Genomic DNA, 20271 nt, shown 5'->3' with positions numbered 1-20271 from the left:
TGTTTGAGTTGAAGGCTTTCGGGTTGAGGAGCAGGGAATCAATTGCCAGGCGCGGTCTGTCGCCAGGCTTGGGAGCGGCGCAACAAACCGCGCGAGGCCCAGGCCAGCAGCAGGGACACGCCCGCCGAGGTGAACAGAATCAGGGTCGACATCGCCGCCGCGCCGCCGACATTGCCGGCGTCGTCCATGTTCAACACCGCCACCGCCGCGAGGATGGTGTCCGGGCTGTAAAGAAAGATCGCCGCCGAAACGGTGGTCATGGCCGAGACGAACAGGTAGCGCACGATGTCCAGCAATGCCGGCAGGCAGATCGGCACGGTGACGCGCAGGTAGTGCCGATACAGCGGCGCCTTGAGCGACAGCGCGGCGGCTTCGAACTCCGCATCGAGTTGGCGCAGCGCGGTGGTGGCGGTCATTTGCGCGGTGGTCAAATAGTGAGCAATGGTGCAGACCACCAGCAGGGTCATGGTGCCGTAGAGCACATGCAGCGGGTTGCCGGTGAGGTTGAAGAAGAAGACGTAACCCAGGCCCAGCACCAGACCCGGCACCGCCATCGGTACGAAACTGAGCATGCGCAGGGTCAGATTCAACCCGCGCTGACCCTTGGTTTTTTCCATCAGGTAGGCGCCGGTGAAGATCAGCACGCTGCCGATCAACGCCGTGCACAGGGCCATCTTCACGCTGTTGCCGTAGGCCAGCCAGCCACCGCCCGCCGTGTCGTTGAACTGATAATGGTTGAGCGACAGCGACAGGTTGTACGGCCAGAATTTCACCAGCGACGAGTACACCGCCATGCCGAACACCAGCAGCAACACCGCGCAGATCAGCAACACGATCGCCAGGTAGCAGCCATCACGCAGCTTCGACGGCGCCGGTTGAAACACCTGAGCCCGGCCACTCATGGAATCGCCATGACGCCGACGCAACCAGGCATCGACCGCAAAACTGAACAGTGCCGGCAGCAACAGCACCATGCCGATCAATGCGCCGCGGCCGAATTGTTGCTGACCGACCACTGCTTTGTAGGCTTCCAGCGCCAGTACTTGATAATCGCCACCGACCACCACAGGCACACCGAAGTCAGTGATGGTCAGGGTGAACACCAGACAGAACGCCGCGAACACAGCCTGACGCGTCGCCGGCCAGGTGATGCTACGGAAAGCTTTCGCCGGACTGGCGCCCATGCTGGAGGCCGCATCGAAGAGTCGCGCATCCGCCAGCGACAACGCCGACAGCAGAATCATCAAAGCGTGTGGGAAGGTGTAGATGACCTCGCCCAGAACAATGCCCCAGAAGCCGTAGATATTGTCCGAGAGCAAACCGCGCAACATGCCCTGATTGCCGAACAGATAAACCAGCGCAATACCCGGCAACATCGACGGCGCCATCAGTGGCAACAGTGACATCCCACGCCAGATGCCTTTGCCCGGAATCAAGGTGCGTTGCAGCGCGTAGGCAAACAGGTAAGCCAGCGGAACGACAATCGCCGCAACGCTGAGGGAAACTTTCAGGCTATTGCCGAGCAGCCAGTGGAAGTTCGCACTGGTCACCAGCTCTCGTGCAGCGGCCAGGCCACCACCCTGCCCGGCTTCGGAACTGAAACCACGCCAGAAGATCGCCAGCAACGGCATCAACACCGCGATGCCGAGCAGCACCAGTAAAAGGACTTTGCCACCGACCACGAACACCCGGTCGCCGATCTCGGCACGGGAGGTCTGCCGAACCTGCTTGTGCGGTATCGGCAGCGCGATGTTCGCGCTCATCAGGCAAACACCTGCAGGCTGCGCGGTGGCAAGGCGACCATGATCTGCTGGGCTCCGAGGCGCGGCATGGCTTCCGGCGCGAGTTCCGCCAGCAATGCATGGCCTGGCAGTTGATCGAGTTCGAAGCTCATGCGGCAGCGGTTGCCGAGGAAGGTGATTTCACGAACCTTCGCCGGGAACAGATTTTCTTCATGCACAGGCGGGTTGACGTTGATCGCTTCGGGGCGACAGAACAGGCGGCCCGACGTCGTTTTAGCGCTGCCATCCGCCAGTCGCATGCTCATCCCGCCGACCTGAGCGTGGCTGTCGCTGCTGCGGCGGAACGGCAGCCAATTGCCTTGGCCGACGAACTCCGCCACAAACGGCGTTGCCGGACGGTCGTAGATTTCCTGCGGCGTGGCGTACTGCTCAACCTTGCCATTGTTCATCACGGCGATGCGGTCGGCCATCAGCATGGCTTCGTCCTGATTGTGGGTGACCATCAGGGTGGTGACGCCAAGGTTGCGCTGCAGTTGGCGCAGTTCGGTGCACAGATGCTCGCGGACCCGGGCGTCGAGGGCCGACATCGGTTCGTCGAGCAGCAGCAACGAAGGTGCCGGCGCCAATGCCCGAGCCAGCGCGACACGCTGCTGTTGGCCGCCAGACAATTGGCCGGGGTATTTTTTCTCACTGCCGATCAGGCCGACCAGTTCCAGCATCTGACCGACGCGCTGGCGCACTTCTTCGCGACCACTGCCCGCGAGGCCGTAGGCGATGTTCGCTTCGACGGTGAGATTGGGGAACAGCGCGTAGGACTGAAACAGAATGCCGTAGTCCCGAGCCTGGGGTGCCAGGTGGGAAACGTCGCGATCGCCGAGGTACAACTCGCCGCTGTCTTGTTTCTCCAGACCGGCGATGCAGCGCAGCAAGGTGGTCTTGCCACAGCCCGACGGGCCCAGCAGGCACACCAGTTCACCGGCGGCGACGTCGAGAGATACGTTGTCCAGCGCGGTGAAGGCGCCAAAGCGTTTCTGCACGCCGCGCACTTTCATCGGGGCGCCGGGGTTGGTCAGGGCAGTTGCGATCGAGTGGTTCATGGACGGGCCTCATCAAGCAGATGAGAGCCATCCTAGATTTGTAATGCGTCGGTCATGTGGCAGTGAGGCAAAAACGGCTGATAGTGGTATTCAGGGATTTGGGTTCAAGAGTTCAAGTCTTGCGCTGCCTGACCCGACGCCTTCGCGGGCAAGCCTCGCTCCTACAGGTCGATCGCATTCCCCTGTAGGAGCGAGGCTTGCCCGCGAAGAGGCCAGACCAGTCACCACAACTTTTAGGCCGGGGCCATTTCCTGCGCCAACCCCAGAAACGCCGCCGGCAGCCGCGCGCCTTTGCGTTCCTTGAGGCAGTACAAATACTCGGGAATCTGCGGCGCATTCTCAATCGTCAGCACGCGCAGTTGCGGATCATGCGGCACTTCCTGCCGGGCGATGATGCTGATGCCGATGTTGCGCAGCACCGCCTCACGAATCGATTCACGGCTGCCGATCTCCAGCAGCGGCCCGAAACTCACCCCGGCGCTGGCCAGCAACTCTTCGGTCAATCGCCGAGTCGTAGAGCCCGACTCGCGCATCAACAAGGTATGCCCGGCCAACGCACTGAGCGGCACATGGTCGTGGACCGCCAGCGGATGATTGCAATGCACTGCCAACACCAGCGGATCGCTGCCGAGCACCCGACGAATCAGTCGCGCATCGTCGAGCAATTGTGAGGAAGCGGCGACGTCGACCCGATAATCCTCCAGCGCCTCCAGCACCTGCTGGGAGTTGCCGATCTCCACCGACACCTCCACCTGCGGCAGGCGCTCGCGGAAGGTCTTCACCAGATCGAGGATGTAATACGGCGCCGTGGCGGCGATGCGCAGCGTGCCCTGGACCTGACCGCTGTTGCGCAGGAAAAACTCGATGTCCGCTTCCTGCTGCAACAACGCCTTGACCATCGGCAGCAACCGCGCGCCTTCATCGCTGACGCTGAGGCGGCGGCCGCCACGGTAGAACAGTTCAACCGAGTACTGACTTTCCAGGTTGCGGATTTGCGTGGTCACCGTGGGCTGGCTCAGGCCGAGCTTTTTCGCCGCCAGGGTAATGCTGCCCAAGCGGGCAACCATGTAAAACGCCTTCAGCTCGGCACTCAGCACACCCTTTCCTCATCGCTTATTTGCGCAGCAGACGCAAACCGTTGAACACCACCAACAGGCTCACGCCCATGTCGGCGAACACCGCCATCCACATGGTGGCGATCCCGGCAAAGGTTACCCCAAGAAAGATCGCCTTGATGACCAAAGCGAGGGCGATGTTCTGTTTGAGGATAATCGAGGTCTGCCGCGACAGGCGGATGAACGCAGGGATCTTGCGCAGATCGTCGTCCATCAGGGCGACATCGGCGGTCTCGATGGCGGTATCGGTGCCGGCTGCGGCCATGGCAAAACCGATCTCGGCCCGGGCCAGCGCCGGCGCATCATTGATGCCGTCGCCGACCATGCCGACGTTATGGCCCTGTGCATAAAGGGCTTCGATGGCTTGCAGCTTGTCAGTCGGCAGAAGATCGCCCTTGGCCTCGTCGATGCCGACTTGCACGGCAATCGCCTGAGCGGTGTGGATATTGTCGCCGGTCAGCATCAGGGTTTTGACGCCCAGATCGTGCAGTTGCTGGATCGCTTCGCGGCTGGACTCTTTGACCGTATCCGCCACGGCGAACAGCGCCAGTGGGCCGGACGCGTCGAGCAACAACACTACGGACTTGCCCTGTTTTTCCAGTGCAAACAGTTGTTCTTCCAGCTCGGGCGAACAAAGATTCAGCTCTTCCACCAAGCGGTGGTTGCCCAAATGGTAAACCTGACCGTTGATTTCACCGCGGACACCGCGACCGGCCAAGGCTTCGAAGTTATCCACAATGAGTGGCGCCAATTGTTTATCCACAGCCGCGTTGGCGATGGCCAGCGACACCGGGTGATCCGAGCGACCGGCCAACGCCGCTGCAATCGCCGGGGCGGTTGCGTCAGCGATTGGATCAAGCGACAAATAATCGGTCTGCACCGGTTTGCCGTGAGTAATGGTGCCGGTCTTGTCCAGGGCCAGGTAATCGAGCTTGTAACCGCCCTCCAGATAAACACCGCCCTTGACCAGGATGCCTTTGCGCGCCGCCGCTGCAAGGCCGCTGACGATGGTCACCGGGGTGGAAATCACTAGCGCACATGGGCAGGCGACCACCAGCAACACCAGCGCCCGGTAAATCCAGTCGAACCACAGCGCTCCCATGAACAACGGTGGAATCACTGCCACCGCCAGGGCAAAGATGAACACTGCCGGGGTATAGATTTTCGAGAATTGATCGACGAAGCGCTGGGTCGGCGCCCGTGCGCCTTGGGCCTGTTCCACGGCGTGGATGATCCGCGCCAGGGTCGAGTTATTCGCCGCGGCGGTTACGGTGTATTCCAGCGAGCCCGCCTGGTTGATGGTGCCGGCGAAGACCTTATCGCCCACCGTCTTCTCGATCGGCAGGCTTTCGCCGGTGATCGGCGCCTGATCGATGGTCGAACTGCCCGACACCACTTCGCCGTCCAGGCCAATCCGCTCGCCGGGACGAACCCGCACGCGCGCACCGAGCTCAATGGTTTTGACGTCTTGCTCGACCCAACTGCCGCCAGCTTGCTGCACCGTGGCCCGCTCCGGAGTCATCTGCATCAAGCCGCCAATGGCGTTGCGCGCCCGGTCCAGCGACTTGGCTTCGATCAACTCGGCCACGGTGAACAGGAACATCACCATCGCCGCTTCCGGCCATTGGCCGATCAGGATCGCGCCAGTCACCGCGATGCTCATCAGCGCATTGATATTCAGGTTGAGGTTCTTGAGCGCGATCCAGCCTTTCTTGTAAGTGGTGAGGCCGCCACTGAGGATCGAAATCAGCGCGATGATTGCCACCACCCACATCGGTGCGGCGTTGGTGAAGTGGATAACTTCTGCAGCCAGCGCACCCACGCCGGACAGCGCCAGGGGCCACCAGTGCTTTTTCTCGGGAATTGGCGCGGGCGCTTCTTCGCCCTGCTCCATCGGTTCGGCCACCATGCCCAGCGACTTGATCGCCTCGATAATCGGCGCAGTGCTTGGCAGGTCATGGGTCACGCCCAGTACCCGATTGATCAGGTTGAATTCCAGTTGCTGCACACCCGCAAGCTTGCCCAGTTTGTTCTGGATCAGCGTCTGCTCCGTCGGGCAATCCATGGCGTCGATGCGGAAGCTGCTCAGCCGTGCGCCGTCGGTCGGCTTGTCGCTCAACTTGATCAGCGAAGGTGCTGCCGCTTTGGATGAACAGCAAGAGTCCCCGTGCCCGCCGTGGTCATGTTTCTGCACAGGCTGCAGCTTGTGGCTGTGATCGTGATCGTGATCGTGATCAGCCTCGGGTTTATGGGTGTGAAGGGAATCGCTCATCGGGTTACGTCCATGAAGGTGCCTGTTGCCAAGTAAAGACCCTGTAGCCACTATAGGGTCAAGCACCTATTTGGAGATTGCCGTCATGAAGATCGGAGAACTGGCGAAACTCACCGACTGCGCCGTGGAAACCATCCGCTACTACGAGCGCGAAAACCTGCTGCCGGAGCCGGCCCGCAGCGACGGCAACTACCGCGTCTACACCCAGGCCCACGCCGAGCGCCTGACCTTCATCCGCAATTGCCGCACCCTCGACATGACCTTGGAGGAGATTCGCAGCCTGCTGGCCTTGCGCGACAGTCCGCAGGATCAGTGTGAAAGCGTGAATGCGTTGATCGACGAGCACATTTATCACGTGAAGGCGCGGATTGACGGGTTGCTGGCGTTGCAGACGCAACTGCTCGACCTGCGCCAACGCTGCAGCGAAGGACCGGATATTGATCAATGCGGGATTTTGCAGCGACTGGAAGTGAGTGGCGGGGTTGTGGCGACGGAGGTGGAGCATTCTCATGTCGGCCGCAGTCACGGCCACTAGGAACACCTCATAACCAAATGTGGGAGCGGGCTTGCTCGCGAATGCGGTGTGTCAGACAACATCTCTGTCGACTGACACTCCCTCTTCGCGAGCAAGCCCGCTCCCACATTTGGTTGGTGTTATGGCTTAAACCGCCATCGGCGCGGTCATTGGGGCGTGGTGTTCGTAACCTTCCAGCGAGAAATCACTCGGCTCGATCAACTCCAGCCACTCCGGCTGATACTCACCGGTCTTGGCAAACTCTGGCACGCGGTCGCTGATCACCAGTTTCGGCATCGGGAACGGCTCGCGTTTGAGCTGTTCGTTCAGCATGTCCAAATGGTTTTCGTAGACGTGGGCGTCGCCGATGAAATAGGTGAACCAACGCGGCGTGTAGCCGGTCAGGCGCCCGATCAGGCTCAGCAGCGCAGCGCCTTCGGTGAGGTTGAACGGTGTGCCCAGGCCCAGGTCGTTGGAGCGGATGTAGAGGGTCAGGGAGATTTCCTTGGTCTCTACATTCGGGTGGAACTGGTACAGCAGATGGCACGGCGGCAGGGCCATTTCATCGAGCTGGGCGACGTTCCAGCCGTGGAACAGGATGCGGCGGCTGCCCGGGTCCTTGATGATGGTATCGACGCACTGGCGGATCTGGTCGATCGCCTTGTACAGAACGACGTAAGCCCGACCATCTTCTTCGCCTTCGGCGATCTGACGATAACCCTGGCTCAGGGTCTGTTCGATGGCGGCTTTATTGCTGACCGGAATCTGCTTGTACGCCGGCCATTTGCGCCATTGCACGCCGTAGATCTCACCGAGGTCGTCTTCACCCTGACGGAACGGGTTGGCCAGCCACTGCGCGTTTTCGTTGGCGTTCTGGTCCCAGACCTTGCAGCCCAGCGCGCGGAACTCCGCGGCGTTGTTCACGCCACGCAAAAAACCACACATCTCGCCGATGGCTGATTTGAAGGCCATCTTGCGCGTGGTGATCGCCGGAAAACCTTCTTTCAGGTCATAACGCAGCATCGCGCCCGGAAAGCTGATGGTGTTCACGCCGGTGCGGTTGGCCTGTTTGGTGCCGTTCTTGATGACGTGGGCGACCAGTTCGAGATATTGCTTCATGAGTTACCTGTGTCCTTGAACCCGGGGTCGTCACCCCGGGGTTCGAATTTATACAGCGGCCGCCGGAGTTGCCGGGGCGCGGTGATACGCCAGCCAGATCAGGAACAGCCCGCCGACGATCATCGGTATGCAAAGTACCTGGCCCATGGTCAGCCAGTTCCAGGCCAGATAGCCCAGTTGCGCGTCCGGTACACGAACGAATTCCACAATAAAACGGAAGATGCCGTAGAACAGCGCGAACATCCCGGACACCGCCATGGTCGGTCGCGGCTTGCGCGAGAACAGCCAGAGAATGGCGAACAGCGCCACGCCTTCGAGCGCGAACTGATACAGCTGCGACGGGTGGCGCGCCAATTGCGCCGGATCGGTCGGGAAAATCATCGCCCACGGCACGTCGGTCGCCTTGCCCCACAACTCGGCGTTGATGAAGTTGCCGATGCGCCCGGCACCCAGGCCGATCGGCACCATCGGTGCGACGAAGTCCATCAGCTGGAAGAACGACTTGCCGTTCTTTTTACCGAACCACAACGCTGCCAGCATCACGCCGATAAAGCCGCCGTGGAACGACATGCCGCCCTTCCAGACCTCGAAAATCAGCGTCGGGTTGGCCAGATAAGCATTCAGATCGTAGAACAGCACGTAGCCCAGGCGTCCGCCGACGATAACGCCCATCGACATCCAGAAGACCATGTCGGAGAGTTTCTCCTTGGTCCAGGTCGGGTCGAAGCGGTTGAGTCGGCGCGATGCCAACAGCCAGGCGCCGCCGATGCCGATCAGGTACATCAGACCGTACCAGTGGATTTTCAGCGGACCGATGGCCAGAGCCACCGGGTCGATCTGCGGGTAAGGCAGCATTGCGACTCCTTTTTAAGTTGAAACCAGAATTCCCGGGCGACGCTGCCACCTCAGGATTAAGCCAGCATTGCGAGCTAGAGCAGGAAGCTCAGGCCTACGCAGAACAGCAAAGCGGCAAACAGCCTTTTCAGCAACTTCGGCGACAGCCTGTGAGCCAATCGAGCGCCGATGCGGGCGAAAAACATGCTGGTCAGGGCAATCCCCAGCAGCGCCGGCAAATAAATAAAACCGAGACTATGGGCCGGCAGCAAGGGATCGTGCCAGCCCAGAATCATGAAACTTAATGCACTGGCCAGAGCGATCGGCAGACCGCAGGCCGATGACGTCGCCACGGCTTGCTGCATCGGCACGCTGCGCCAGGTCAGGAACGGCACGGTCAACGAGCCGCCGCCAATGCCGAAAATCGCCGAGGCCCAGCCAATCACACTGCCGGCCACGGTGAGACCGAGTTTGCCGGGCACCGTTCGGCTGGCCTTGGGTTTGACGTCCAGCGCCAGTTGCACGGCGATGATCAATGCAAACACACCGATGATTTTCTGCAGGTTCGGGCCGGAGATGGCTTCGGCCGTCAGCGCACCGAAACCGGCGCCCATCAGAATACCTACCGTCATCCAGACGAAAATTGGCCAACGCACCGCGCCGCGACGGTGATGTTCGCGAATCGCATTGACTGACGTAAAGATGATCGTCGCCAGGGACGTGCCGACCGCCAAGTGGGTCAGGATCGAGGCGTCGAAGCCCTGCAAGGTGAAACTGAACACCAGCACCGGGACGATGATGATCCCGCCGCCAACCCCGAACAGCCCGGCCAGCACGCCTGCGCAGGCGCCCAGCGCCAGATAGAGCAGAAATTCCATGGCCTTCCTTATACGCTGCTCAAAAAAAGCACCGGCATAGTAACGGATGCGGGGTGCAAGGCTCCACTGGATGGCGATGGATAGAAGCATGATGTCTGCGTAGAGTGAGCAAAAAACACACAAGGACCACCTTATGTGCCTGATTGTTTTCTCCTGGCGACCGGGCCACGCCCAGCCGCTGATCGTCGCGGCAAACCGCGACGAATTCTATGCCCGGCCCAGCCTGCCCTTGGCGCAATGGCCCGAAGCGCCTCAGGTCTATGCCGGTCGCGACCTGGAAGCCCGCGGCACTTGGCTCGGTATCGGGGCCAATGGGCGCTTCGCTGCGCTGACCAATATCCGTGATCCGCATCAGCCGCCGTCACGAAAATCGCGAGGTGAGCTGGTGGCGGGTTTTCTCTTGGGCAACATGCCAATTGATGATTACTTAAGCGACGTTGTCCGACGATCGCTGGAATATGCCGGGTTTAACCTGCTGATAGGTAATGCCAACGAACTGTGGCACTTCAATTCGCGGGCGTCTGAGGCGGTGATGCTGCCACCCGGGGTTTACGGGTTGTCGAACGCAGGGCTGGACACCCCGTGGCCGAAACTGCTCAAGGCGCGGGCGGCGTTAGAGGAAGTGTTGGAGGATCCGCAGCCGCAGGCGTTTTTGGCTTTGCTGAACGACCCGCAGACAGCGCCGTTTGCCGAGCTGCCGGATACCGGGGTGGGGTTGGCGACCGAGACGTTGTTGTCGAGTGTGTTTATTGCCAGCCCCACGTACGGGACGCGGGCGAGTACGGCGTTGATTGTTCAGGCGGATGGGACGCGGGTGATGGTTGAGCGGAGTTTTGGGCCGTACGGCGGGCATTTGGGGGAAGTGGAGGTCAGGGTTTAGATTTGCGGCGTATTCGAGGACGCCTTCGCGGGCAAGTCGGATCGCCGCACGCTCGCTCCTACAGAGATCGCGTAAATCCTGTAGGAGCGAGCGGTGCGGCGATCCGACTTGCCCGCGAAGGTGCCATCAGCCTTTTAGAGGGCTTTGACCGCAGCCGGATTGACCATCTTCGCCAACCCAAGGTTCTTCAGCGCCAGTTGCAGTGAGCTGTGGATAACTTGCGGGTTGTCGATGGTCATCAGTTCGGCCAGCAATTCCCTGGCCTTGCTCAGGTTGATCTGACGCAGCATCCACTTCACTTTCGGCAGGTTGGTGGCGTTCATCGACAGGCTGTCGAAGCCCATCGCCATCAACAACACTGCCGCCGCCGGATCACCAGCCATTTCGCCGCAGATACTCACAGGCTTGCCTTCGGCGTGGGCATCACGCACCACGTTCTGCAACGCTTGCAGCACTGCCGGGTGCAGGTAGTCGTAAAGGTCGGCTACACGCGGGTTGTTTCGGTCCACCGCCAGCAGGTACTGGGTCAGGTCGTTGGAGCCGACCGACAGGAAATCCACTTGCCGCGCCAGTTCCTTGGTCTGATAAACAGCCGCCGGAATTTCGATCATCACGCCAATCGGCGGCATCGGCACGTCGGTGCCTTCGTCGCGGACTTCGCCCCAGGCCCGGTGAATCAGGTGCAGGGCTTCTTCGAGTTCGTGAGTGCCGGAGATCATCGGCAGCAGAATCCGCAGGTTGTTCAGGCCTTCGCTGGCCTTGAGCATGGCGCGGGTCTGCACCAGGAAGATTTCCGGGTGGTCGAGGGTGACGCGAATGCCGCGCCAGCCGAGGAACGGGTTGTCTTCCTTGATCGGGAAGTACGACAGCGACTTGTCGCCGCCGATGTCCAGGCTGCGCATGGTCACCGGTTGCGGATGGAACGCGGCGAGTTGCTCGCGGTAGATCGCCAACTGCTCCTTTTCGCTCGGAAACCTTTGGTTGATCATGAACGGCACTTCGGTGCGGTACAGACCGACGCCTTCGGCGCCACGCTTCTGCGCTCGCGCAACGTCCGCCAGCAGGCCGGTGTTGACCCACAGCGGCATGCGGTGACCATCGAGGGTCACGCACGGCAGGTCGCGCAGGGTATCAAGACCGAGCGCCAGTTGTTTCTCTTCTTCCACCACCTCGGCAAACTGCTTGCGCAGCACGTCGCTGGGGTTGGTGTAGACCTCACCGCGATTGCCATCGACGATCAATTCGATGCCGTCGACTTTGGCATAGGGCAGGTCGACCAGGCCCATCACCGTCGGGATGCCCATCGCCCGAGCGAGGATCGCGACGTGGGAGTTACCCGAGCCGAGAACCGAGACCAGGCCGACCAGCGTGCCTTCCGGGACCTCGCCGAGCATCGCCGGCGTCAGCTCTTCGCTGACCAGAATGGTTTTTTCCGGGTAGACCAGATTCTGCTGGCGCTCTTCCTGCAAGTAGGCGAGCAAACGGCGGCCAAGGTCCTTGACGTCCGAGGCGCGCTCACGCAGGTAGGCGTCGTCCATCAACTCGAACCGGTTGACGTGCTCAGTGACCACCTGGCGCAACGCGCCCTGGGCCCACTGACCGGTCTTGATCACCGTGGTCACTTCGCTGCCCAGCGCCTCGTCGGCGAGCATCATCAGGTAGACGTCGAACAAGGCCCGCTCTTCGGGGCGCAGCTGCGAGGCCAATTTGGCGGACAAGGCGCGCATGTCGGCGCGCACGCCTTCGATGGCGGTCTTGAACAGGCCGAGCTCTGCTTCGATGTCGGTGATGGTCTTGTCGGGCACCACGTCCAGATCGGCCGGCGGCAGCATGACCACCGCCGTACCCACCGCCGCACCTGGCGAACCCGGTACGCCGACGAACTTGGCTTCCTGAATGCCTTTGCCCTGACGGCCAAGGCCACGGATCGAACCGGTGGCTTCGGCGTGGGCGATTACACCGGCGAGCTGTGCGCTCATGGTCACGAGGAAGGCTTCTTCACCTTCATCGAACTGGCGGCGTTCTTTTTGCTGAATAACCAACACGCCGACGACGCGACGGTGGTGAATAATCGGCGCCCCGAGGAAAGAGGCGTAGCGCTCTTCACCGGTCTCGGCGAAGTAACGGTAGCGCGGGTGATCCGCGGCGTTTTCGAGGTTCAGGGGTTCTTCACGCGTGCCGACCAGGCCGACCAGGCCTTCGTTGGGTGCCATGCTGACTTTGCCGATCGAGCGCTTGTTCAAGCCCTCGGTAGCCATCAACACGAAGCGGTTGGTCTCAGGGTCAAGCAGGTAGACCGAGCAGACCTGGCTGCCCATGGCCTCTTTGACGCGCAACACAATAATCCCCAACGCCGCCTTGAGATCCTTGGCGGAGTTAACTTCCTGGACGATCTTGCGCAGCGTATTGAGCATGGCTCGGGGTCGAACTCCGTCGTCAGTCGCGCGTTAAAAGGCGCGGGGCAAGCTCTTTGAGAGCGCGTCGATACACCTCGCGCTTGAATGTCACCACCTGGCCCAACGGATACCAATAACTGACCCAGCGCCAGCCATCGAACTCCGGTTTACCGGTCAAATCCATCCGCACCCGCTGCTCGTTGGAGATCAGGCGCAGGAGAAACCATTTCTGTTTCTGGCCGATGCACAGCGGTTGGCTGTGCGTCCTGACCAGACGTTGCGGCAAACGATAGCGCAACCAGCCCCGGGTGCAGGCGAGAATTTCAACATCTTCGCGCTCAAGACCCACTTCTTCGTTCAACTCGCGATACAAGGCGTCTTCCGGCGTCTCCTGGGGGTTGATCCCGCCCTGTGGAAACTGCCAGGCATCTTGATTGATACGGCGAGCCCATAGCACCTGTCCGGCATCATTCGTGAGAATGATCCCGACATTGGGGCGGAAACCATCGGGGTCGATCACGGCAACAACCTCGCAAACGCATGTCGCCGCATTGTTCCACAAAGGTTGTGAAGGCAGCAACGAGCCGACCTACCTTATGTGCACTCTTGTGAAAAGTCCGTATTCTGGACGCCTTTCTACAGACTTTTCAGCGAGTAACTGCAATGCGGCTGGCTTTATTCGACTTGGACAACACGCTTTTGGGCGGCGACAGTGACCACGCCTGGGGCGATTACCTGTGCGAACGCGGCTTCCTCGACGCTGTCGCCTACAAGGCACGCAACGACGAGTTCTATCAGGACTACCTGGCCGGCAAGCTCGATAACGATGCCTACCTGAACTTCTGCCTGGAAGTCCTCGGCCGCACCGAGATGGCCACGCTGGATCAATGGCACCTGGATTACATGCGCGATTGCATCGAGCCGATTGTGCTGCCCAAGGCTATTGAATTGTTGGCCAAGCACCGCGAGGCTGGTGACAAACTGGTGATCATCACGGCCACCAACCGTTTTGTGACCGGGCCGATTGCCGAGCGTTTGGGCGTTGAAACCTTGATCGCCACTGAATGCGAGATGGTCGATGGCCGTTATACCGGGCGCAGCACCGATGTTCCTTGCTTCCGTGAAGGCAAGGTCACGCGGTTGAATCGTTGGCTGGAAGAGACCGGGCATTCGCTGGAAGACAGTTACTTCTACAGCGACTCGATGAATGATTTGCCACTGCTTGAGCAGGTGACTCACGCTGTGGCGGTCGACCCTGATCCGAATTTGCGCGCTGAAGCCGAGAAGCGTGGCTGGCCGGTGATGTCGTTGCGCGATTGAAATCGCCTTCGCGGGCAAGCCTCGCTCCTACAGATTACGCGTCGTGTCCAATTCCGGCGACCAACACAAATCCTGTAGGAGCGAGGCTTGCCCGCGAAGGGATCGACTCGGTCTGTAGCCTTAAACCGGCTTGGCGCCCATCAACCCGGCAATGGCGATAAAACAGACGAAGCTGAACAGTGCGAGGGCAAAGGTGAACTTGCCGCTGCCTCCCGGTGCAGTGCGCAGCTTGTTAAGCCGCACCAACAACCAGAACCATCCCAGCGCCGCCACGGTGTAAAGCACACTCGACGCCAGCAACCAGGTCTGCCCCAACGGCCAGCCCACCAGATGCACCATCCACCAGCCAGTGAACGGCATGCTCAGCAGCGCCAGCCCCATCACCAGCCAGATAAACACTCGTGGCCGTTGCAACGTGCGCGTGTGAGCCGTCGCATCACCGTTACGACGCGTACGCCAGACCCAGATCGCCAGACCCAACGCGCTGATCAACAGCAGCACGGTTGCCACGATGTGAGCCACTTTCAGGGCGGTTAACGTTTCCATTGTTCGATTTCCTTATAGCGTGCCCAACAGCGTAGCCGCTCAGCCAAGAAACAGCTGATAGGCCGGGTTATCGCTTTCGTCCCAGTACGGGTATCCAATTTCTTCCAGCGCAGCCGGCACCAGATGACGTTCGTCATGGGGCACTTGCAGCCCCGCGACCACGCGACCATCCGCCGCGCCGTGGTTGCGGTAGTGGAACATCGAGATATTCCAGCGACCGCCGAGCTTGTTGAGGAAGTTGAACAGCGCGCCCGGACGCTCCGGAAATTCAAAGCGCAGAATCACTTCATCGACCACGTGGGCCGCACGACCGCCCACCATGTGGCGAATGTGCAACTTGGCCAGTTCGTTGTCGGTCAGGTCCAGCACCGGGAAGCCCTGCTCGCCGAGGCTGGCAATCAGCGCACTGCGCGGGTCGGTTTCCGGATGCGTCTGCACGCCCACGAAAATGTGCGCTTCGCTGCCGGTGTTGTACCGGTAGTTGAATTCGGTGATCTGGCGCTTGCCGATGGCTTCGCAGAAGGCCTTGAAGCTGCCCGGTTTCTCGGGGATGGTCACAGCGATGATGGCCTCGCGACCTTCGCCCAGTTCGGCGCGCTCGGCGACATGGCGCAGGCGATCGAAGTTGACGTTGGCGCCGGAGTCGATGGCCACAAAGGTGTGCCCGGTGACGCCATTCTGTTCGACGTATTTCTTGATCCCGGCCACGCCCAGGGCGCCGGCAGGCTCAGTGATCGAGCGGGTATCGTCGTAGATGTCCTTGATCGCCGCGCAGATTTCGTCAGTGCTGACGGTGATGACGTCATCGACGTAGTCTTTGCAGATCTCGAAAGTGTGCTGACCGATCTGCGCCACCGCCACGCCGTCGGCGAAAAGGCCCACGGTCGGCAGCACCACGCGCTCGCCGGCCGCCATGGCCGCTTGCAGGCAGTTGGAATCGTCCGGCTCGACGCCGATGATTTTGATCTCCGGGCGCAGGTATTTCACGTACGCCGCGATCCCGGCGATCAGCCCGCCGCCGCCCACCGGGACGAAGATCGCATCCAGACGCCCAGGGTGCTGGCGCAGGATCTCCATGGCCACCGTGCCCTGCCCGGCAATGGTGTGGGGATCGTCGTAGGGGTGAATGTAGACGTAGCCTTTTTCGTCGACCAGTTTCAGCGAGTAGGCCAGGGCTTCCGGGAACGAATCGCCGTGCAGCACCACTTTGCCGCCGCGCGAACGCACACCTTCGACTTTGATTTCCGGGGTGGTCTTGGGCATCACGATGGTGGCTTTGACACCCAATACTTTCGCCGCCAGGGCCAGGCCCTGCGCGTGGTTGCCCGCCGATGCGGTGACCACGCCGCGAGCGCGTTCTTCATCGCTCAGCTGGGTCAGTTTGTTGTAGGCGCCGCGAATCTTGAACGAGAACACCGGCTGCAAGTCTTCGCGCTTGAGCCAAATAGAGTTGCCCAGCCGCTCGGAGAGCTGGCGGGCAGTCTGCAATGGGGTTTCTACGGCAACGTCATAAACGCGCGAGGTGAGGATCTTTTTGACGTACTGTTCGAGCATCGGAAAGCATCACTGAGCGGGTTGGGCAGGGTCAAGGAGTCTAACCCGGCTTTCGGGCAGACGACCACACTAAACAGGTGGTTTTAGCCTCGCTAAAAGGCATCAGGACCTGTAGGAGCGAGGCTTGCCCGCGAAAGCGATCTAACTGCCGACATTTATGTTGGATGTAACGGCCTCTTCGCGGGCAAGTCGGATCGCCGCACCGCTCGCTCCTACAAGTAACGGTCACAGCCTGCCAATCGGGCAATGACCTTCCCCGCCCCGAAGCCTATAATGCCGGCCTTTCGTTCCCTCCTTCGGCACCTCGGAGCCCGCATGACCCAGGATCAACTCAAACAAGCAGTGGCTCAGGCCGCCGTCGACTTCATCCTCCCGAAACTCGACGACAAGAGCATCGTCGGGGTCGGCACCGGCTCCACCGCCAACTGCTTCATCGACGCCCTGGCCAAGCACAAAGGCGCGTTCGATGGCGCGGTCGCCAGTTCCGAAGCCACCGCCGCCCGCCTCAAGGGCCACGGCATTCCGGTGTATGAGCTGAACACCGTCAGCGACCTGGAGTTCTACGTCGACGGCGCCGATGAAAGCGACGAGCACCTGAACCTGATCAAGGGCGGCGGCGCAGCCCTGACCCGCGAGAAGATTGTGGCGGCCGTGGCCAAGACCTTCATCTGCATCGCCGATGGCAGCAAACTGGTGCCGGTACTTGGCGCGTTCCCGCTGCCGGTCGAAGTGATCCCGATGGCCCGCAGTCACGTGGCTCGCGCGTTGGTAAAGCTCGGCGGCGACCCGGTCTACCGTGAAGGCGTGCTGACCGACAACGGCAACATCATCCTCGACGTGTTCAACATGCAGATCACCAACCCGGTGGAGCTGGAGACGCAGATCAACGCGATTGTCGGCGTGGTCACCAATGGCTTGTTTGCGGCGCGTCCGGCGGATTTGCTGCTGCTGGGCACCAGCGAAGGCGTGAAAACCCTCAAGGCCTGATGGTTCGTCGCACCCGTAGGAGCGAAGCTTGCTCGCGAAGAGGCCCTGACATTCAACGTATCATGTCGACTGTCAGGGCCTCTTCGCGAGCAAGCTTCGCTCCTACAATTGGTTTTGGGGTGTTGGTCAGGGTTGCGGTGGTTTTTTGAAGACGTAGAACAGGTTCGGCTCGCTCACCAGGTACATCGTACCGTCGTCATCCATGGCGATGCCTTCCGCTTGCGGCACGGTCTTTTGCAACCCTTGACGCCCTTTACTCAATGACATGGTGCTCAGCGGTCGCCCGTCCACATCCAGCTCCAGAATCAACCGCGACTCGTCGGACAGCGCCAGCAAATGGCCGCTGCGCTCGTCGTATTGCAGGCTCGACAAGTCTCGCACGAACATTCCGGCATCGCGCTTGGGGTTGTTGACCACGTGTACCGCGTAGGACTTCTCCGGGTTGTAATGCGGGAAGCCCTGCACTTCGTAGATCAGCATCGGGTCGCGCTCCTTGGCGACAAACAGGCGCTTGCCCACCGAGTCGTAAGCCAGACCTTCGAAGCCCTTATTGCTGCTCATGTGCACGCCAAGGGTCATCTGCTCGGCATCCGCTGCGTCGAGGAACGTTGTGTCCTTCTCCAGATGGATCTTGATCAGCCGTTGCTCGCGCTCGTCAGTGATCACGTACGTGTCGGCGCTGATGAATTCTACGGCTTCCGGATCGCCAAACCCGACCAGCGCAATGCGTCGAATAATCTGGCCGTCCAGAGACAGCTCGATCAGCTCAGAGTTTTTGTTGGTGACGGTGAACAGGCTTTTGCGCACCGGATCGAAGGTCAGCGCGGAAACATCGTCGTTCAGCCCGTCGATGACCCGGGCCTCGATCTCCACCCGGTATTGATCCAGGCCGATGGACTCGCTGCTTAGCGGTTGCCAGAGGGTGTGCAGGTTGAACCAGGCGCGCTCGAACAGACGCATGTATTGGCCGACCGCAACCAGCGCGATCAGTGCAATCACTGTCAGGATAAGAATGAAGGGTTTGGGACGGGCAAGTCGGCGCATTCAGGCGAGCTCGGAAACAGAAACAGGCGGATGAAAATATCACGCCTGTATGAATTCAAGCTTAATGGCCAGTTGCCTTTGACCACAACCGCTGGATTCGGGGCGTCTATTTCTGCTTTTCGAAACGGTAGAACAGGTTCGGTTCACTCACCATGTACAGGTTGCCCGCGTCGTCCATGGTCACGCCTTCGGCACGCGGGATGGTCTTCTTCAGGCCATTGAAACCACCCAGCAACGTCATGAAACTGACCTGCTCGCCCTTCTCGTCCAGTTCCAGCAACAAGTGGGAATCGGCGGACAACGCGAGGGTGTGGCCAGTGCGCGGGTCGATGGCCAGCCCCGACAGATTGCGGATGTCCAGTTCGTCATTGGCGAGTTTCTGCTTGTCGCCCTTGAGGATCTGGCTGCCGTCGCTTTTCCAGCTGAACAGCGCCGGCGGGCGCTCCTCACCCAGCAGGAGTTGTTGGTTGCGCGGGTCATAGACGATGGCTTCGAAGGCCTTGTTCTGATCTTTCGAAGGGCCGAGGTCGTATTTAGGGAAGTTATCGCGGTTCAGTTCGCGAGTCTCGGCATCGACCTTGACGATGGAGAGCATGTGCTCACGCTCATCGACAATAGCCAGCAGACCGTTGCCCATCACGGTCAGGCCTTCCGGGTTGCTCCAGCCCACCAGCGGCATCTTGCGCAAGACGTCACCCTGCAAGGTCAGCTCAACGAGAAACGGGTTTTTGCCCATGACCGAAAACAGGGTTTTGGTTTGCGGGTCGTAGGCCAGGTCCGACGCTTCGTCCTTCTCCATGCCCGGTAGCAGTTTGGCGTCGATCACCGCGCGGTAATCCGGCAGCCAGATACTTTCCTGACGCTCGGCCGGGCTTTCGAAACGCTCCAGCACCCAGAGCACACCACGGTCATCCCAGTGCATCGCAAACGCGAGGCCATACGCGGCGGCGGCCACCAGCAAAAGCCAGGAATACCAACGCATGACAAAGCGCGAGCGGCGGGCAGTTTTGACAGTGGGCAGCGGTCGGGTGGCCATTCAGGATGCGTTCCAGACATTCAGGCTACGGGTAATAGCACAATTGGGACCGGCTCAGACGCCAGAATCCGCGGAATTATCCAGACAAGATGTGAAAAAAACGGGAAATGGCGGGATTGCCCTGTATAGGCGCAGAACTCAAGGTCGCCATTTACCACTGTGGGAGCGGGCTTGCTCGCGAATGCGGTGTGTCAGGCAACTCATATGTCGACTGACACACCGCTTTCGCGAGCAAGCCCGCTCCCACAGGGTTTTGCGTGTTTCGGTTAGCGAACGCTGCTGGTGAAGCTGCTCGCGCCTGGCAGTTCGATCACCAGTTCATCACCGACATTCAGCGGGCCGACGCCCACCGGCGTGCCGGTCAGGATCACGTCACCGGCCTGCAGCGAGAAGCAGCCGGCCATGTGCTGGATCATTGGCACGATCGGGTTGAGCATGGCGCTGCTGTTGCCATCCTGGCGCACTTCGCCATTGATGGTCAGGCGGATGCCGATGTCGGTCAGGTCGGCAAAGGTGCTGCCGGACACGAATGGCGCAATCACCGCCGCACCGTCGAAGGACTTGGCGATTTCCCACGGCAGGCCCTTGGATTTCAGCTCGGCCTGTTTGTCACGCAGGGTCAGGTCCAGGGCCGGAGCGAAGCCGGAGATGGCATCCAGCACTTCTTCACGGCTCGGTTTGGTCGACAAAGGCTTGCCGATCAAAACCGCGATTTCCGCTTCGTAATGCACTGAACCGCGCTCGGTCGGAATGCTGAAACTACTTTCCAGCGGCACCACGCAACTGCCCGGCTTGATGAACAACAGCGGCTCTGTAGGCACCGGGTTGTCCAGTTCCTTGGCGTGTTCGGCGTAGTTGCGGCCGATGCATACCACCTTCCCCAGCGGGAAGTGAATACGCGTACCGTCGACGTACTGGTGCTGATAGCTCATTACCG

18 protein-coding genes are annotated in these 20271 nt (G+C 60.6%); 4 read left to right on the top strand and 14 right to left on the bottom strand.

The genetic code is table 11. The annotated features are described in order from the left end of the window. Positions 1 to 38: 38 nt before the first annotated feature. The 4 genes from EYC95_RS15160 to EYC95_RS15145 all read right to left on the bottom strand — a co-directional run bounded on the left by EYC95_RS15160 (position 39) and on the right by EYC95_RS15145 (position 6226). A complete protein-coding gene (locus EYC95_RS15160) occupies positions 39 to 1763 on the bottom strand; it encodes a putative 2-aminoethylphosphonate ABC transporter permease subunit (RefSeq protein ID WP_131061081.1) in 1725 nt (574 codons plus the stop codon). Continuing rightward, entirely contained in the window at positions 1763 to 2839 is a 1077-nt protein-coding gene (locus EYC95_RS15155) for a putative 2-aminoethylphosphonate ABC transporter ATP-binding protein (RefSeq protein WP_131061080.1), read from the bottom strand. The genes EYC95_RS15160 and EYC95_RS15155 overlap by 1 nt, the downstream gene beginning before the upstream one ends. A 233-nt stretch (positions 2840 to 3072) precedes the next feature. Next, positions 3073 to 3936 (bottom strand): LysR family transcriptional regulator, encoded by an 864-nt coding sequence (locus EYC95_RS15150; RefSeq protein ID WP_131061079.1) that lies wholly within the window; start codon positions 3934 to 3936, stop codon positions 3073 to 3075. 16 nt (positions 3937 to 3952) lie between these two features. Next, on the bottom strand, positions 3953 to 6226 hold the full coding sequence (locus EYC95_RS15145) for a heavy metal translocating P-type ATPase (protein WP_131061078.1): 2274 nt from the start codon (positions 6224 to 6226) through the stop codon (positions 3953 to 3955). Between the two features lie 85 nt (positions 6227 to 6311). On the opposite strand from EYC95_RS15145, the gene cadR reads away from it, so the two are divergent. Next, a complete protein-coding gene (cadR, locus tag EYC95_RS15140; RefSeq protein WP_131061077.1) occupies positions 6312 to 6761 on the top strand; it encodes a Cd(II)/Pb(II)-responsive transcriptional regulator in 450 nt (149 codons plus the stop codon). Positions 6762 to 6887: 126 nt separating this feature from the next. Here cadR and EYC95_RS15135 read toward each other — a convergent pair whose 3' ends face one another. The 3 genes from EYC95_RS15135 to EYC95_RS15125 all read right to left on the bottom strand — a co-directional run bounded on the left by EYC95_RS15135 (position 6888) and on the right by EYC95_RS15125 (position 9571). Beyond that, positions 6888 to 7859, bottom strand: coding sequence for a thymidylate synthase (locus tag EYC95_RS15135; RefSeq protein WP_131061076.1), 972 nt, complete (start codon positions 7857 to 7859; stop codon positions 6888 to 6890). A 48-nt stretch (positions 7860 to 7907) separates the two neighbouring features. Continuing rightward, positions 7908 to 8714 (bottom strand): prolipoprotein diacylglyceryl transferase, encoded by an 807-nt coding sequence (lgt, locus tag EYC95_RS15130; RefSeq protein WP_131061075.1) that lies wholly within the window; start codon positions 8712 to 8714, stop codon positions 7908 to 7910. Between the two features lie 74 nt (positions 8715 to 8788). Then, positions 8789 to 9571 (bottom strand): sulfite exporter TauE/SafE family protein, encoded by a 783-nt coding sequence (locus EYC95_RS15125; protein WP_131061074.1) that lies wholly within the window; start codon positions 9569 to 9571, stop codon positions 8789 to 8791. A gap of 133 nt (positions 9572 to 9704) precedes the next feature. Here EYC95_RS15125 and EYC95_RS15120 point away from each other — a divergent pair, with 133 nt between their 5' ends. Further along, positions 9705 to 10451 carry an NRDE family protein gene (locus EYC95_RS15120; RefSeq protein WP_131061073.1) on the top strand — a complete coding sequence of 249 codons (747 nt, stop codon included), beginning with the start codon at positions 9705 to 9707 and terminating at the stop codon, positions 10449 to 10451. Between the two features lie 134 nt (positions 10452 to 10585). On the opposite strand, the gene ptsP is transcribed toward EYC95_RS15120, so the two are convergent. After that, positions 10586 to 12865 carry a phosphoenolpyruvate--protein phosphotransferase gene (gene ptsP / locus EYC95_RS15115; protein ID WP_131061072.1) on the bottom strand — a complete coding sequence of 760 codons (2280 nt, stop codon included), beginning with the start codon at positions 12863 to 12865 and terminating at the stop codon, positions 10586 to 10588. A gap of 22 nt (positions 12866 to 12887) precedes the next feature. Next, positions 12888 to 13367 carry an RNA pyrophosphohydrolase gene (locus tag EYC95_RS15110; RefSeq protein ID WP_007945562.1) on the bottom strand — a complete coding sequence of 160 codons (480 nt, stop codon included), beginning with the start codon at positions 13365 to 13367 and terminating at the stop codon, positions 12888 to 12890. 143 nt (positions 13368 to 13510) lie between these two features. Between EYC95_RS15110 and EYC95_RS15105 the strand changes: the two genes are divergently transcribed. Next, positions 13511 to 14167 carry an HAD family phosphatase gene (locus EYC95_RS15105; RefSeq protein WP_131061071.1) on the top strand — a complete coding sequence of 219 codons (657 nt, stop codon included), beginning with the start codon at positions 13511 to 13513 and terminating at the stop codon, positions 14165 to 14167. Positions 14168 to 14287: 120 nt separating this feature from the next. Here the strand turns inward: EYC95_RS15105 and EYC95_RS15100 are convergent, their stop codons facing one another. After that, complete coding sequence (locus EYC95_RS15100; protein ID WP_131061070.1) at positions 14288 to 14713, bottom strand: DUF2269 domain-containing protein; 426 nt, start codon at positions 14711 to 14713, stop codon at positions 14288 to 14290. Positions 14714 to 14752: 39 nt separating this feature from the next. Further along, entirely contained in the window at positions 14753 to 16267 is a 1515-nt protein-coding gene (gene ilvA / locus EYC95_RS15095; protein WP_131061069.1) for a threonine ammonia-lyase, biosynthetic, read from the bottom strand. Between the two features lie 315 nt (positions 16268 to 16582). Between ilvA and rpiA the strand changes: the two genes are divergently transcribed. Then, positions 16583 to 17254, top strand: coding sequence for a ribose-5-phosphate isomerase RpiA (gene rpiA, locus EYC95_RS15090; RefSeq protein ID WP_131061068.1), 672 nt, complete (start codon positions 16583 to 16585; stop codon positions 17252 to 17254). A 126-nt stretch (positions 17255 to 17380) separates the two neighbouring features. Here the strand turns inward: rpiA and EYC95_RS15085 are convergent, their stop codons facing one another. From EYC95_RS15085 to EYC95_RS15070, 3 genes are all read right to left on the bottom strand, one after another. Continuing rightward, a complete protein-coding gene (locus EYC95_RS15085; RefSeq protein ID WP_131061067.1) occupies positions 17381 to 18298 on the bottom strand; it encodes an SdiA-regulated domain-containing protein in 918 nt (305 codons plus the stop codon). 106 nt (positions 18299 to 18404) lie between these two features. Beyond that, the gene (locus EYC95_RS15080; RefSeq protein ID WP_131061066.1) at positions 18405 to 19334 is read right to left on the bottom strand and encodes an SdiA-regulated domain-containing protein; all 930 of its coding nucleotides are present in this window, start codon (positions 19332 to 19334) and stop codon (positions 18405 to 18407) included. 266 nt (positions 19335 to 19600) lie between these two features. Next, positions 19601 to 20266: a fumarylacetoacetate hydrolase family protein gene (locus tag EYC95_RS15070; protein WP_131061065.1), complete on the bottom strand. Its 666-nt coding sequence runs from the start codon at positions 20264 to 20266 to the stop codon at positions 19601 to 19603. Positions 20267 to 20271: the final 5 nt, after the last annotated feature.

This window comes from Pseudomonas sp. BGI-2, assembly GCF_004310295.1.
GTDB lineage: Bacteria > Pseudomonadota > Gammaproteobacteria > Pseudomonadales > Pseudomonadaceae > Aquipseudomonas.
Note: the sequence above shows the minus strand (reverse complement) of the source record. Positions and strands in the feature narration are given on the sequence as shown.